This window comes from Cyanobium sp. A1C-AMD (genome assembly GCF_024346495.1).
Taxonomy (GTDB): domain Bacteria; phylum Cyanobacteriota; class Cyanobacteriia; order PCC-6307; family Cyanobiaceae; genus Cyanobium_A; species Cyanobium_A usitatum.
In genome coordinates this window covers 1-13,814 of record NZ_JAGQDB010000064.1, presented here as the reverse complement: position 1 = coordinate 13,814, position 13,814 = coordinate 1, and the positions used below count along the sequence as shown (strand labels likewise).

General features: G+C 65.4%; 14 protein-coding genes. 9 read left to right on the top strand and 5 right to left on the bottom strand.

What is annotated here, in order from left to right; genetic code table 11:
- Positions 1-70 precede the first annotated feature (70 nt).
- Positions 71-1,249 (bottom strand): SAM-dependent methyltransferase, encoded by a 1,179-nt coding sequence (locus KBY74_RS10475; protein ID WP_254942651.1) that lies wholly within the window; start codon positions 1,247-1,249, stop codon positions 71-73.
- A gap of 47 nt (positions 1,250-1,296) precedes the next feature.
- Between KBY74_RS10475 and KBY74_RS10470 the strand changes: the two genes are divergently transcribed.
- Positions 1,297-2,118, top strand: coding sequence for a TPM domain-containing protein (locus KBY74_RS10470; protein WP_106501610.1), 822 nt, complete (start codon positions 1,297-1,299; stop codon positions 2,116-2,118).
- 5 nt (positions 2,119-2,123) lie between these two features.
- On the opposite strand, the gene KBY74_RS10465 is transcribed toward KBY74_RS10470, so the two are convergent.
- The 3 genes from KBY74_RS10465 to KBY74_RS10455 form a co-directional block, all read right to left on the bottom strand.
- Positions 2,124-2,909 (bottom strand): glycoside hydrolase family 104 protein, encoded by a 786-nt coding sequence (locus KBY74_RS10465; RefSeq protein ID WP_254942650.1) that lies wholly within the window; start codon positions 2,907-2,909, stop codon positions 2,124-2,126.
- Positions 2,910-3,111: 202 nt separating this feature from the next.
- A complete protein-coding gene (locus tag KBY74_RS10460; protein ID WP_254942649.1) occupies positions 3,112-4,185 on the bottom strand; it encodes a hypothetical protein in 1,074 nt (357 codons plus the stop codon).
- Entirely contained in the window at positions 4,179-5,093 is a 915-nt protein-coding gene (locus KBY74_RS10455; protein WP_254942648.1) for a TIGR04168 family protein, read from the bottom strand. The genes KBY74_RS10460 and KBY74_RS10455 overlap by 7 nt, the downstream gene beginning before the upstream one ends.
- Positions 5,094-5,141: 48 nt before the next feature.
- Between KBY74_RS10455 and nadA the strand changes: the two genes are divergently transcribed.
- The 4 genes from nadA (at position 5,142) to KBY74_RS10435 (ending at position 11,432) form a co-directional block, all read left to right on the top strand.
- Positions 5,142-6,095: a quinolinate synthase NadA gene (gene nadA, locus KBY74_RS10450; RefSeq protein WP_254942647.1), complete on the top strand. Its 954-nt coding sequence runs from the start codon at positions 5,142-5,144 to the stop codon at positions 6,093-6,095.
- Positions 6,096-6,326: 231 nt separating this feature from the next.
- Positions 6,327-7,313: a ligase-associated DNA damage response exonuclease gene (locus KBY74_RS10445; RefSeq protein WP_254942646.1), complete on the top strand. Its 987-nt coding sequence runs from the start codon at positions 6,327-6,329 to the stop codon at positions 7,311-7,313.
- 7 nt (positions 7,314-7,320) lie between these two features.
- Positions 7,321-8,952 (top strand): ATP-dependent DNA ligase, encoded by a 1,632-nt coding sequence (locus KBY74_RS10440; protein ID WP_254942645.1) that lies wholly within the window; start codon positions 7,321-7,323, stop codon positions 8,950-8,952.
- Positions 8,949-11,432, top strand: coding sequence for a ligase-associated DNA damage response DEXH box helicase (locus tag KBY74_RS10435; RefSeq protein ID WP_254942644.1), 2,484 nt, complete (start codon positions 8,949-8,951; stop codon positions 11,430-11,432). The genes KBY74_RS10440 and KBY74_RS10435 overlap by 4 nt, the downstream gene beginning before the upstream one ends.
- Positions 11,433-11,512: 80 nt before the next feature.
- Here KBY74_RS10435 and KBY74_RS10430 read toward each other — a convergent pair whose 3' ends face one another.
- Positions 11,513-11,821, bottom strand: a complete 309-nt coding sequence (locus KBY74_RS10430) for a hypothetical protein (RefSeq protein WP_254942643.1) — start codon at positions 11,819-11,821, stop codon at positions 11,513-11,515.
- 148 nt (positions 11,822-11,969) lie between these two features.
- Between KBY74_RS10430 and KBY74_RS10425 the strand changes: the two genes are divergently transcribed.
- From KBY74_RS10425 to KBY74_RS10410, 4 genes are read left to right on the top strand one after another with little or no spacing between them, the layout of a single operon-like run.
- Positions 11,970-12,266: a hypothetical protein gene (locus KBY74_RS10425; protein ID WP_254942642.1), complete on the top strand. Its 297-nt coding sequence runs from the start codon at positions 11,970-11,972 to the stop codon at positions 12,264-12,266.
- A 37-nt stretch (positions 12,267-12,303) separates the two neighbouring features.
- On the top strand, positions 12,304-13,101 hold the full coding sequence (locus KBY74_RS10420) for a CHASE domain-containing protein (RefSeq protein ID WP_254942641.1): 798 nt from the start codon (positions 12,304-12,306) through the stop codon (positions 13,099-13,101).
- Positions 13,102-13,138: 37 nt separating this feature from the next.
- Positions 13,139-13,444 carry a diguanylate cyclase domain-containing protein gene (locus KBY74_RS10415; protein WP_254942640.1) on the top strand — a complete coding sequence of 102 codons (306 nt, stop codon included), beginning with the start codon at positions 13,139-13,141 and terminating at the stop codon, positions 13,442-13,444.
- Positions 13,445-13,501: 57 nt separating this feature from the next.
- Positions 13,502-13,717, top strand: coding sequence for a hypothetical protein (locus KBY74_RS10410; protein ID WP_254942639.1), 216 nt, complete (start codon positions 13,502-13,504; stop codon positions 13,715-13,717).
- Positions 13,718-13,814 lie beyond the last annotated feature (97 nt).

The window sequence follows — 13,814 nt, the reverse complement described above, 5'->3', positions numbered from 1 at the left end:
CTGGAAACCCCGGCCGCCAGCGGGCGGATCATCGAAATCACCAGCAGTCCCACCCAGCAGCCCCAAGCCCTCAACCAGTGGCTGGAGTCTGCGATCCAGGCTCCCGGCTGAAGCGGGGCAGCTCCGGGGTCACACCCCGGCCGTAGGCCAGCCAGCGGAAATCTCCCAGGGCCACGGGATCCACCAGCCGCAGCAGGGCCTCGCGCCTGGCCAGCACTGTGGCCAGCTCAGCCGGGGCCTCCTGCTGCAGCCCATGCAGTCGCTCGGCCAAGCCCAGGGCGAGCAGGGCCTGGCCCTGGCGGCACTGGCCCAGGGGCAGCCAGCCGCTGGCGGCAGCGGCGGCATCGACGCTCTCAACACACAAATGGGCTGTGAGATCCCAGGCGCCTGGCTCCAGCAGCGGATCGCCGCTGGCCTGCTGGCCCCGGTAGGCCATCAAGGTGCCGCCAGAGCGCTGGGGGGCGTAGTAGCGCCAGGCCTCTAAGGCGTAGTCGATCACCAGCAGGTGACCCTCGGCCACGGCCGCAGCGCACTCGCCAAGCCAGGGGGCCAGGCCCGGGTGCAGCTCGCTGCACCAGCCGGAAGGGCGCTGGGGCGAGGGGGGCAGGAGTCCGAGGGGCTCGAGTTGGGCGGCAGCTGCCGGCTCCAGGGGCCCGCCGGGCTCCAGCCGCAGCGAGAGCTCCGCCCCAGGGCCCTCGTGCAGCGCCACCATTTGCTGCCGCCAGAGCGCCCCGTCCCACTCGATCCGCTCCACCGCCAGGGCATCGAGCACCTCATGGGCGAGCACCACACCGCGCAGCGGTGATGCCGCCAGCTCCGCGAAGCTGGCCCAGCGACAGGGCAGGGGGCAGTCCTGTAGCAGGGCTCGCTGACGGGCCGCCATGCCCTCGTTGGGCTCCACCAGCACCAGCTCCAGGCGCTGGGCCAGCTGGGGCCAGCCAGCCACCAGGCCCTGGGCCAATTGCAGGGCCAAGCTGCCCTCGCCTGGCCCTGCCTCAACCAGGGCCAGGGGCCCGGGACCGGCCGCCAGAGCAATGAGCCACTCGGCCAGCTGGGGTGCCAGCAGGGCGGCGAAATCGGGACCGAGGGAGGGAGCGGTGGCGAAATCCCCCGCCGGGCCGATGCGCAGCCGGCCAGCCCCATAGGCGCCGTGCAACGGATCGTGCAAAACCCATTCCATGTAGGTGCGGAAAGGCACCGCTGCGCCGACGGCCTCGAAGCGCTGCAGCAGCCAGGGGGGCAAGCTCACGCTCAGTCGCCTGCTCAGGGAGAATGCATCTTCGCTGAGGCAGGTGTATGGGTCGCGCTTGGAACGCCGTGCTGCCTGCGCTGGTGTCGCTGTTGCTGGTGTTGGCCTGCTGGCTGGGAGTGGGCATTGCTCCGGCCCAGGCCTACGACAACCCCGACCTCCTACCCGACCACCCCACCCCGGTGATCGACTTGGCCAAGGCCCTCACCGATGGTCAGCGCATCAGCCTGGAAGAAAATCTCACCCGCTTCGAGGCCGACACCGGCTGGAAACTGCGGGTGCTCACCCAGTACGACCGCACCCCAGGCCAGGCGGTGAAGGACTTCTGGAACCTGGACGAACGCAGCTTGCTGCTGGTGGCCGATGAGCGCGGCGGCAACCTGCTCAACTTCAACGTGGGTGATGCCCTGTTTGCCCTGATGCCCCGCACCTATTGGGTGGAGCTGCAGACCCGCTTCGGCAACCAGTACTACGTGCGCGACAACGGCCAGGACGCCGCCATTGTGGATGCCCTAGCAGCGGTGGAAATTTGTTTGGAGCGGGGTGGTTGCCAGGTGGTGCCAGGCCTGCCACGCGAGCAGTGGCTGCTCACCCTCTCCACTTCCATGCTCGGCGGCCTGGTGGCGGGCTTCGCTTCCTACCCGCGCAAAGAGGGTCGCAAGGTGGAGTGGGCCTGGGTGCTGTTGCTCTCACCTTTGTGGCTGATCCTGTTTGGCGCCCTAGGGCTGGGCCCGATCCTGACCCGCACCAACGACCTGCTGCCGGTTGCCCGCAATACCCTGGCCTTCCTCGGGGCAGCTCTTGGCGCCTACCTAATCGCCGGAGCCACCGTGGGTAAGGCCAGGCTCAAAGATGCCGATCAGGGTTAGAACTTTCAGCCGGGATTTTGACTGCGGCTGCGCGGTCCCAACTTTTCAAGCCCCTCGAGCTGACAGCGCAGGGAGCCCGCAGGCGCGCAGGCGGGCTTGATTTCAACTTTGGCTATGGACTGGGGCTGCTGATCGCGCAGACGGCTGAGGTTGTCGTCGTAAAAGCGCTTGAGGTCGTGGAAGCGCTTCACCGGCTGGCCGTAGAAGCTGCGGCCGGCGAGGGTCGGGAAGCTGGCCCACTCGGGGGCCAATTTGGCCGCCAGCAGCGGCGAGAACACGCCTTGATCAGCCAGGGCCAGGGCACCACGACGCTGGATTAGGTAGATGGCGCCCTGGTCTTGAACCTGGGGGCCAAAGGCCGCGATTCCCAAGGAGCGCGAAACCATGTTCCAGGTGAAGGGCATGAACTGGTAAGCACCCGCCGCGGCACTGGCATAGCGAGCAGTGCGAACCACTCGGTCGGGATGGCGCTCCAGGGAGGGCATCAGGCCGCCACCAAACATGATCCGGTAGCCGATGTCGTCGCCATCGGCCCAGGTGCCTTCGGCGTAGCGAATGGTGTTGAGCAGGGCGCGGCGCTCAGCCGTGATCGCGAAGATCCGCACCGGCGGTGGGGGCAGGGGCAGGGCAATAGCCGTGGGGAAGCTGGGCTGAGAGGGCCCAGATGCTTGAAGCAACTCGGAGCCTTTGAGCAACTCAGACGCCTGGGCTACCGGAGCCGTCAGGGAAAGGGTGCCGAGGCCTACAGCCAAGGCAAGGGCGGATCGAAAACAGGTGCTGGGCAAGGTCATACCGGAGCGGATCAAACGGCAGACCGCCTGCAGGCGGCCAAATCTGAAATGCGTAGAAAAGATTTGTTCGTGCCAATTTGCCTATCAATCCACCCAGACACGATGGAGTTAGTGCCAATCACACAGGTGTCCACCAGTGTCAACAACTACAGCGAACGGTTCAGATCACTGTGACCCAGGTAAATTACGTCTGAATTTTTGACTAAAACGAACGACCCGCTACAAAAGCTGCCAGCGCCTCGGCCGCCTGCGCCGCACCATGGCCAGCCAATGGCTTACCAGTGGGGGGCTGCAAAGGCTGGTCGAGCTGCCAATCCCCCTGGCGGGCCTGCTCCTGGCTGAGCAGCCGGTGCCAGCCGTGGCGCACCAAAGCCGCTTCCAGCACGGGCGCTTCGGCAAAACCTTCGCGATGCACCAAATGCACCCCCACTCCGGCGCTCAAGGCCTCGCAAAAGGAGCTGTATCCGGGCTTGGTGATCAGGCGAGCGCAGTGCCCTAATACCTCCAGCGGCCGCACCCCGGCAGGCAGCAGGCGGCAGTTGGCAGCTGGGGCCAAACGGGGATCGGGACTAACAAACACGTGATCGGGCCAGAGCTGCAGCAACTCCGGATCCAGGTCGTAGCCCAGCCCCCCAAAACTCACCAACACGCAACGATCACGCTCTTCCGGCAACTGCAGCTGGCGGGCCAGGCTGCCCGGCTCAAGCCGGGGGCTACCGGCGGTGAGCCCAATCGACAGCTCGGGGATGCCCCAGTCGATCGGCATCGCCAGGGGACAGCGCAGCAACAGGTCGCCCTGGCGGTAGGCCGCCAGGCAACGGTCGGCCCAGGGGCTGAAAGCGGCACCCATAGCCCCGTAGATGGCCTCCCAGCCAAAGCTGGCCAGCCAGATCAGAGGCGCCCCGAGGCCTCGAGCCAAGGCCGCCGCCGCTGGGGGCACGTCTGCAAGCACAAGCAGCGGCATCGCTTGGGCGGCCAGCCAGGCCTGCTCAACCGCCAGCTGGGCGGGCAGCTCAGCTTCCAGGGCCGATAGGGCGGCCAGGGTTGCCCCAGCGTCCGCCCCTAGGGCATCGGCCTGCACCACGCCCACGTCCCAACGACAGGGGCGATGTTCAAAGGGCACGGGCCCCAGGGCGGAGCGCAGAAAGGCCTCAGGTAGGGCCGTGGACAACACCAAGCGCCAGTGGGGCCGCAGCCCATGCAGGGCGGTTAAAACGGAAGCGGTGCGGGAGCCATGGCCAAAACCATGGGCACTGACGCAGGCATAAATCAGCACGGCGCCATTTCGGGAGCTGGGTTAGGGGCCGGGTTAGGGGCCGGTTTGGGGGCAGTCCAGAGGCGCTCTTCGTAGAGCAGCTCACCACCAAGGCCAAACCAGCGATGGCTGGCAATCACGACCTCCTGGCCCACCAGCTCCACCCAGCTGAAGTGCCGCAGGGCCTGGCCGGCGCCATCGGTGCCGTGGCGGGGAACGCAGGCGGTGTTGAGGTAGGAGGTACCGGCCCGGTCGCGGCAGAAGCTTTTGCGATCCCCCTGGCCGCGCCTAAGGGCGTGGTGCATATGCCCAAACACCACCAGGGGCACCGGTCGATTGAGGCGGATCTGGCGGATGGCCAGGGCTAGGTCGAGATCACCCCAGTCGCAGGCGGGTGGCTTCCAGTCGCGGCCGCAGGGGGAGGTGGCATCGCTGCCGAGTCCGGAGGGTCCGCTATGGCTCAGCAACACCAGGGGCCAGTCGGGGGGTGCGGTGGCGGCGGCGGCCGTGATCCGATCGGCCGACTCCTGCAAGCTCACCGGGCCGAAGGCAGCCAGCGCCGCCCGAGAAAGCCTGAAGCCACCGCCGGCGGTTGCCGGCCGCCCCCCCACCACCGCCAGATCCGGCGGGCTCAGGGCTCGCAATTTCCAGCCGCAGTGAACCTCTCCCAGCAGGTCGATCTGGTGCTGCAGCGTGCGCCCAGAAGCGTCCTTGCCGGTGTCGTGGTTGCCAAGGATGCAGGCCACTGGCATGGGCAGTTGGCGCAGCAGGGCCGGAATCCGCTGCTGACCATCGCTTAGGTCGCCCACCACGAGCAGGGCATCGGGGGCCAGGCAGTCCAGCAGCGCATGGTCGCTGTGGTCCCATTCACCATGCAGATCTCCGGCGATGGCAATGCGGAGCCTTTTCCCCCCGCCGGATACCGCCATCACTGCTGCCTAGGCTCGTGCCATCCTGCATCAGCTGAGGCCCCCGGGTTGGTTTTCACCGCCACCAATAACCACGCACCGCAAGATCTGCCCGCCGCGATCAGCGCCCTGAAGCAGGAGCGCAAGGCCGTGATCCTGGCGCACTACTACCAAGACGAAGCCGTTCAGGACATTGCCGACTTCATCGGCGACTCGCTAGAGCTCTCGCGCAAGGCCGCCGCCACCGACGCCGAGGTGATCGTTTTTTGCGGCGTTCACTTCATGGCGGAGACCGCCAAGATCCTCAGCCCGGACAAAACCGTGCTGCTGCCAGATCTGGAGGCCGGCTGCTCGTTGGCGGATGCCTGCCCGGCCGAGGAGTTTGCCGCCTTCCGCGCCGAGCATCCAGACCACATCGCCGTGAGCTACATCAACTGCTCGGCGGCAGTGAAAGCCCTCAGCGACCTGATCTGCACCAGTAGTAACGCTGTGGATCTGGTGAAGCAGCTGCCAGCCGACCGGCCGATCCTGTTTGCCCCCGACCAAAACCTGGGCCGCTGGGTACAGCGCCAGAGCGGCCGCCAGCTCACCCTCTGGCCAGGCAGCTGCATCGTGCATGAAACCTTCAGCGAGCAGGCGCTGCTGCAGCTCAAGCTGGAGCATCCCGGCGCCGAGGTGCTGGCGCACCCTGAATGCCAGCAGCATCTACTTGATCTGGCGGATTTCATCGGCTCCACCAGCAAGCTGCTGCACCGAGCCGAAGCCAGCTCAGCAGAGAGCTTCATCGTGCTCACCGAGCCGGGCATCCTGCACCAGATGCGCAAGGCCGTGCCGGCCAAGCAGTTCTTCGAGGTGCCGGGCGCCGATGGCTGCAGCTGCAACGCCTGCCCCTACATGCGGCTCAACACCCTGGAAAAAGTGTGGCAGTGCCTCGATCGAATGGAACCAGAAATCGTGATGGATGAGGCGCTGCGGCTAAGGGCCCTGGCACCGATCGAAAAGATGCTGGCCATGAGCCGTTAAATCAGGCGCTGCGGGCCACCTGGCAAAGGGCATTAGTTCAAACGGCGAAAGATTTTCCTCGGCCAATAGGCCCTGATCGCCGCCTGCAGGATTCTGTACAGCCCGTACAGAACTCCGCACACGTCTAAACAACCACCACCCAGCCCTGTAGAGAGAAAACAACAAGAACTCGGCAGCTGATTTTGCCCCCCTCAAGCCAACAGACAGACTGCACTGGGATAACCCGTTCAGATGCCCCTCCCCACCGGCAGCCTGCTGGAGCACACCCCCCAGGGGCTCTACTGCCGGGCGGCGGCGGCCTGGATAGACCCCGTGGGGCCGGTGCCCCGGGCCCTGATCACCCACGCCCACGCCGACCACGCCCGGCCCGGCTGCGGCGAATATTGGGCGGTGGGGGCCAGCGAAGCAATACTGCGGCAACGCCTGGGGGCCACGATCAACCTGATCCCGGTCGACTACGGCGCCGCCCATCGCATTGGGGAGGCCCGGGTGTCGTTTCACAGCGCCGGGCATGTGCTGGGCAGCGCCCAGATCCGACTGGAGGCGGGCGGTGAGAGCTGGCTGGTGAGCGGCGATTACAAGCGCTGCGCCGACCCCAGCTGCTCACCGTTTGAGCCGGTGCAAGCAGACGTGTTTATTACTGAGGCCACCTTCGGCCTGCCGATCTATCGCTGGCAGAGCGGCGCCGAGGTGGCCGGCGAGATCCTGAGCTGGTGGCAGGCGGCGCCGGAGCGCCCTTCGATCCTGTTTGCCTATGCCTTCGGCAAGGCCCAGCGGCTGCTGGCGGAGCTAGCCGCCATCGGTGTCAAAGATGAGATCCTGTTGCACGGCGCCGTGGAGGCCCTGATGCCGGCCTACCGGGAGGCGGGGGTGCGGCTGCCGCCCACCCTGCCGGTGAGCTCGGTTGCCAAGGGGGAATCGCTGGCGGGCCGCCTGGTGATCGCGCCGCCCTCAGCGCACCGCTCAGTGTGGATGAAGCGGTTCAAGCTGCCGCAGACGGGGTTTGTAAGCGGCTGGATGGCCGTGCGCGGTGCCCGCCGCCGCCGCGGCTATGAACGGGGCTTTGTGATGAGCGACCACGCCGACTGGCCCGGCCTGATCCAGAGCGTCAAGCAGAGCGGCGCCCGCCAGGTGTACGTGACCCACGGCAACAGCGATGGCCTGGCTCGCTACCTGCGCGAGGTGGAGGGGATCAGCGCCGAACCGCTGGAGGGCTGAGACCGGCATGCGTCGCTTCGCCGATCTCTACAGCGCCCTCGATGCCAGCAGCGGCACCCAGGCCCGGGTGGATGCCCTCGTCGCCTACTTCAGTGGTGTTGATGCCGCCGATGGCGCCTGGGCCCTGCACGTGCTGCTGGGCAAGCAGGGCAAGCGCCTGATCACCGGTCGGCGGCTGCGCCAGATCTGCCTGGAGGAATCCCCCCTGCCGGAGTGGTTGTTCGACGACTGCTACGCCCACGTTGGTGATTCGGCCGAAACGATCACCCTGCTCTGGGCCCAGGTGGGCGCTGGGGCGAGCGAACCCCTGCAGCACTCCCTACACACCTGGATGGAGCAGCTGCTGCCGGCCGCCGCCGCCCTGGAGGGCAGCGAGCAGGCAGAAGCGGTGCGGCAGCTTTGGCGGGGCCTCAGCAGATCCGAACTGCTGGTAGCCAACAAATTGCTCACCGGTGGCCTGCGGGTGGGCGTGGCCCAGGGGCTGGTGGTGCGCGCCCTGGCACGCCTCAGTGGGCTGGAGGAAGCGCAGCTGCAGCACCGGCTGATGGGCGGCTTCAAGCCCAGTGCTGCCGCCCTCACCGCCCTGCTGGCCCTAGCCGATGGAGCCGAAGCGGTGCCCAGCCGCCCCTACCCCTTCTACCTGGCATCGCCCTTGGAGCAGCAGCCGGCCGGCCCCGCCAGCGATTGGCAAGCGGAGTGGAAGTTCGACGGCATCCGCGGCCAGCTGATCCGCCGCGCCAACGAGGTTTTTTTATGGAGCCGCGGCGAAGAATTAATAGGTGCCGCCTTCCCCGAATTGCTCGCAGCGGCAGGGTGCCTGGCCAACGGCACCGTGCTCGACGGCGAGATCCTGGTGTGGCCCGCAGGCTCCGACCAGCCCGCCCCCTTCGCCCAGCTGCAGCGCCGCCTGGGCCGCAAAGCGCCAGGGCGCAAGCTGCTGGCCGAGTGTCCGGCGGCCTTCGTGGCCTACGACCTGCTGGAGCTGGGGGGCGACGACCTGCGCCAGCGACCCCTGAGCCAGCGCCGTTCAGCCCTGGAGGAGCTGCTCCAATACCTGCCTGAAACGACACCCCCCCCTGAAGCCGGGCTCCTGCGCCTATCCCCCCGCCTACCCCTAACGGCCTGGGAGCAGCTGGAGCCCCTGCGCTTGCAGGCCGCCAGCGCCGCCGCCGAAGGGCTGATGCTCAAGGGCATCGCCTCGCCCTACCTGGCCGGCCGCAAGCGGGGCCACTGGTGGAAGCACAAGCGCGATCCCTACACCCTCGATGCGGTGCTGCTGTATGCCCAGGCCGGAAGCGGTCGCCGCGCCAACCTGTTCACCGATTACACCTTTGGGCTTTGGAACGCCGAGGGGGAGTTGGTGAGTTTCGCCAAGGCCTACTCCGGCCTCAACGATGGCGAGATCACGGCGCTGGATCGCTGGATCCGCAGCCACACCAGCGAGCGCTTCGGGCCGGTGCGGGCGGTGCAGCCGCTGCAGGTGTTCGAGCTGGCCTTTGAGGGGCTGCAGCGCTCCAGCCGCCACAAAAGCGGCATCGCCGTGCGCTTCCCCCGCATCGCCCGCTGGCGCCACGACAAACCGGCCAGCGAAGCCGACACCCTGGCCAGCGCCCTGGCCCTGCTGGCGGCCCAGCCATGAGCCGGAAGCCCCGTGGCCAACCAAAGTCCGGCGATCTCCTGGCCCCGATCGAAGCCTGGTTTGAGCTTCAGGGCTGGACGCCCCTGCCCTTTCAGCGCCAGTGCTGGCAGGCCTACCTCGCCGGCGAGAGCGGCCTGATCCAGGTGCCCACCGGCTCGGGCAAAACCTATGCCGCCGTGATGGGTCCGATCGCGGAGCTGCTGGCCGAGCCCAGCGCCGGCCTGCGCCTGCTCTATCTCACGCCCCTGCGGGCCCTGGGCCGGGATCTGGCCCTGGCGATCCAGCAGCCAATCGAGGCGATGGGCTGGCCGCTGCGGGTGGGCATCCGCAATGGCGACACCTCCAGCTACGAGCGGGGCAAGCAACTGCGCAGCCCGCCCGAAATCCTGATCACCACGCCGGAATCGCTCAGCCTGCTGCTGGCCAATCCCAAGGCCCCTGCCCTATTTGCTGGCCTTCAGGCGGTGGTGCTGGATGAGTGGCACGAGTTGATGGGCAGCAAACGCGGCAGCCAAACCGAGCTCTGCCTGAGCTGGCTGCGCAGCCAGCAGCCGGGCCTGCGCACCTGGGCGATCAGCGCCACAATCGGCAATATCGAAGAGGCCGCCCGCAGCGCCCTGGGTGCCGCCAGCCAACCCCGCCTGATCACCGCACCGATTGCCCGGGCAACGGAGATCCGCAGCCTGCTGCCCGAGACGATCGACGGCTTTCCCTGGGCCGGCCACCTCGGCCTGCGCCGCTATGAAGATCTGGTGGCGGCCCTGGAACCCGGCGTCTCCACCCTGCTGTTCACCAACACCCGCAACCAGGCCGAGCGCTGGCACCAGTGCCTCCGCTACGCCTGCCCGGAAATGGAACACGCGTTAGCGCTCCACCACAGCGCCATCGACCGGGCCGAGCGCGAAGCGATCGAAGCCGGGGTGAAAGCAGGAGCCCTGCGCTGGGTTGTGTGCACCAGCTCCCTCGATCTGGGCGTGGATTTCCAGCCGGTGGAGCGCGTGGTGCAGATCGGCTCTGCCAAAAATGTGGCCCGGCTGCTGCAGCGAGCTGGCCGCAGCGCCCACCTCCCCGGCGGCACCTCCCAGGTGTTGTTCATGCCCACCCATGCCTTGGAGCTGCTGGAGCTGAGCGCGCTGCGGCGGGGCCTGAGCGAGGGGCTGGTAGAGGCGCGCCGACCACCGACGGCACCGATCGACGTGCTGCTCCAGCACCTCACCAGCCTGGCCTGCGGCCCAGGATTCGAACCGGAGCAGGCACTGGCAACGGTCCGCACCGCCTGGAGCTACCGCCAGCTCAGCGATAGCGAGTGGCAGTGGTGCCTGCGCTTCCTCGAGCACGGCGGCGACTGCCTTGGTGCCTATCCGCGCTACCGCAAGCTCGAGCGCGATGGCGATCTCTATCTGGTGAAGGAAAAGGCGATCGCCCGGATGCACCGCCTGCACATCGGCACCATCACCGCCGACCGGGCCGTGACCGTGCGCTTTGTGCGCGGCGCCGTGCTCGGCCATGTGGAAGAGGCCTTCATCGGCCGGCTCAAGGCCGGCGATGTGTTCTTCTTTGCCGGCCGTCAACTGGAATTCGTGCGGCTGCGGGAGATGACGGCCCAGGTGAAGGCCAGCTCTAAAAAGAGCAGCACCGTGCCCGCCTGGTCTGGCGGCCAGATGGCCCTTTCCGACCTGCTCAGCCAGCACCTGCGCGCCGAAGTGGATCGCTGCGCCCGCGCCCTGGCGGGGGAAGCCAAGCTCGATAGCCCCGAACTTATGGCCCTGGAGCCACTGCTTCAGCGCCAGGTACAGCTCTCCAGGCTGCCAAGGCAACACGAATTGCTGGTGGAGGTATGTAATAGCCGTGAGGGCAGCCACCTCTATGCCTATCCATTTGAAGGGCGCTTTGTGCACGAGGGCCTGGGTTTTCTCTGGGCCTGGCGCCTGGCGCGCCACCAGCCCAGCACGATCACGGTGTCGGTAAACGACTACGGCTTTGAACTGCTAGCGCCAAAAAACTATCCATTTGAAGAGTTATTTGAGCTCCACGCCGAAGAACTGCTCGACGCCACCAATCTCAAGGACGACTTGGAGCAGGCAATCAACCTCTCAGAGCTATGCCGGAGACGTTTCCGCGCCATTGCCCAGATCAGCGGCTTGGTGCTGAACGGCTACCCCGGCCAGTCCAAATCCGGCGGTCAACTGCAGATCAGTGCCGCCCTGCTTTTTGATGTGTTCAGCCGCCACGAACCTGCCAACCGCCTATTGACCCAGGCCAGATCGGAAGTGCTCACCGACCAGCTGGATCTGCCCCGGATCACCGTGGCCCTGCAGCGGCTGCAGCGATGCAGTTTGCAGCTGGAGCGCACCGCCCGGCCCGGCCCGCTGGCCTTCCCCTTGCTGGCGGAGCGGCTAAACAACCGCATGAGTAATGAGTCGCTGCTGGACAGGCTTCAGCGGTTGATCAAAGAAGCAGGGACAGCTGAGGGGAGGTGATACATCAAAGATCCCAGCAGCGAGGGTGAACTGGGTTACCCATAACATCCCTAGGTTCTATCGATCTTGATCAACCCCTCTCAAACAACTCCGAACGGATTCGAGGCCACCTGGATCAACATGATCACCGCAGGTTCCGAGCCCACAGCACCAGAAAGATGACCTCTACGACCTTCAATAAGTCGACAGTTCTGATCAGCACCAAACGATATCTCGCCGGGCCCCATCTCGACCCTCACCCCATCCATCGTTGTCACAAACCAGCGCCCCACGATTGGCACGATCCACTGAAGCACTGGGTTTTCATGCCATTCGTACTCTTGACCAGGCACCAGTGATAAAAACACAACACCGGTAGCATCATCGCGGGGGCCTGACGTGCCAAACATGAAATCCAGGATTAACTTGGGTCAGCATGGACTAAAAGCTTTGTTAATCCAATCTTAGCGGCAGACTTTTTCATTCAGTTCCTCCTACCGCAGCCGGGCGAGCCGAAGGCGCCATGGCTAGCGTTTGATTGTTGTCAGGAATACCGCAGTGAGGGTAGATCCCCGGATCCTGATCCAGCATTTCAGCAGTTTCTGGCGTAGGCGGCGGGCGCTCGACCTGCTGCCTTTTTTGGTGCTGGCCACTGGCCTGCTGAGCACCATGGCGCTGCTCGATCAGACCCGCCGCTTCGGCAAACAGGAACATCTGCAGATCGAGAGCACCCTGGTCAATAACGTGATCGAGGCCCTGCGCACCAAACTCGAGATCAACATCACCATGCTGGGAGCCGTGGTGGGTTTGTTCAATGCCTCGACAGAAGTAAGCCAGCGCTCTACCTGCCTTTGAACAGCGCATCCGCCAGGAAGGATTTCCGAAGTTCCAGGTGCGACCACCGGGGGCCCGACCGGCCTATAGCGCGACCGAATTCTTGGAGCCCTTCGACTGGCGCAACCACAGGGCCTTTGGCTTCGACATGTATTCCGAACCGGAGCGCCGCCAGGCCATGGACCGAGCATGGAAAACGGGCAAAGCCAGCCTGAGTGAAAAAGTTCAACTCGTGCAGGAAACCCAGGAGGACCTGCAGAGAGGCGTGTTGATTTTTCTGCCGATCTACACCGATCAGGCTCAGATCCCCGGTGCAACCAACCTCACCCTGCGGGGCTGGGCCTTCTCCGCACTGAGGATGAAAGATGTGGTGAACAGCGCCCTCAGCGGCATCATCAACCACGATCTAGCTGGCACCGGTGTACTCGTGTTCGATGGCACAGAACCACTCGCCCGCAATGTCTTATACGACAACCTCAACCTGATAGGGAGCGACGGCCTGAGCCATCCCTCCTACGAAAAGTTGGAGATTGCCGGCCGAACCTGGCTGGTGGGAGTGCAGCTGGCCTCCCGGCAGGTGGGCCCGAACGGAATTGGCAACGCCTTCTGGATCACCATGCTGATCGGCAGCAGCCTCAGCATGGTGGCCGCCCTGATCAGCCGGATCCTCGTTAGCAATCATCTGACCACCCGCACAGCCCTGGCGGTGAGCGAAGCCGCCGCTAAGGAACTGTCCTTGTCCAGCACGGTGTTTGAGGAGAGCAGTCAGGGGATTCTCGTGACCAACCCCCAAGGCCGGATCCTGATGGCCAACAACGCCTTCTACAAGCAGATATGGCTTCAAGTCTGTAAGTGACCAGTTCGGCCACAATGTGGGCGACTAGGTGCTGAAGATGGGCTCGAAACTGGTGGAGGCGAGCCGAGCACCCTTCGGCGAACTCGACCCGGGCATCGCCATCTCGGCCAGCGTGGGCATCGCCCGTTATCCGGAGCACGGCAACACAAACGAGGAGCTGCTGGCAGCAGCGGACAACTCCATGTACACAGCTAAGCGGGCCAAGACCAATCCTGTGCAGGTGAGTCGTGCCTCCCAGCCTCAGGCACCCGCTAGCTCAGGCCTGCTCCAGACGCTTGACGATGAGAGCCATCAGGGCCAAGGAACCGGCAAGGGCAATCAACAAGGCGATGGTCATAGCTGACGCGTCTACTACTGCAACAATTATCGCCGCTGAAGGGTCAAAGCCATCCACCTTCTGATGTCATTTTTGCTGGTTGCTCCATCGGCACTTGGCAACCTGGAGCTCTGCGCCCAATGGCGCTCAGCCCGAGGTGCGGAAAAGGCCAGCCTCGCCAACAGGCTTGGGGCAAGCAACGGTCTCACCAAGAACACAAAGCTGGCCGAGGCTCAGCCCAGCGACATCAACAGCCTTTATCGCATCCCCGACATCCAACGGCTCTGCCGCAACTCCTAAGCAACTCAGCACCAATCCATGACCCTGAAGCTCTACGGCGGCGCCCGCAGCCGCGCCTTCTTTAAGATCTGTTTTGTTTAGTTTATGGTTATTGTTT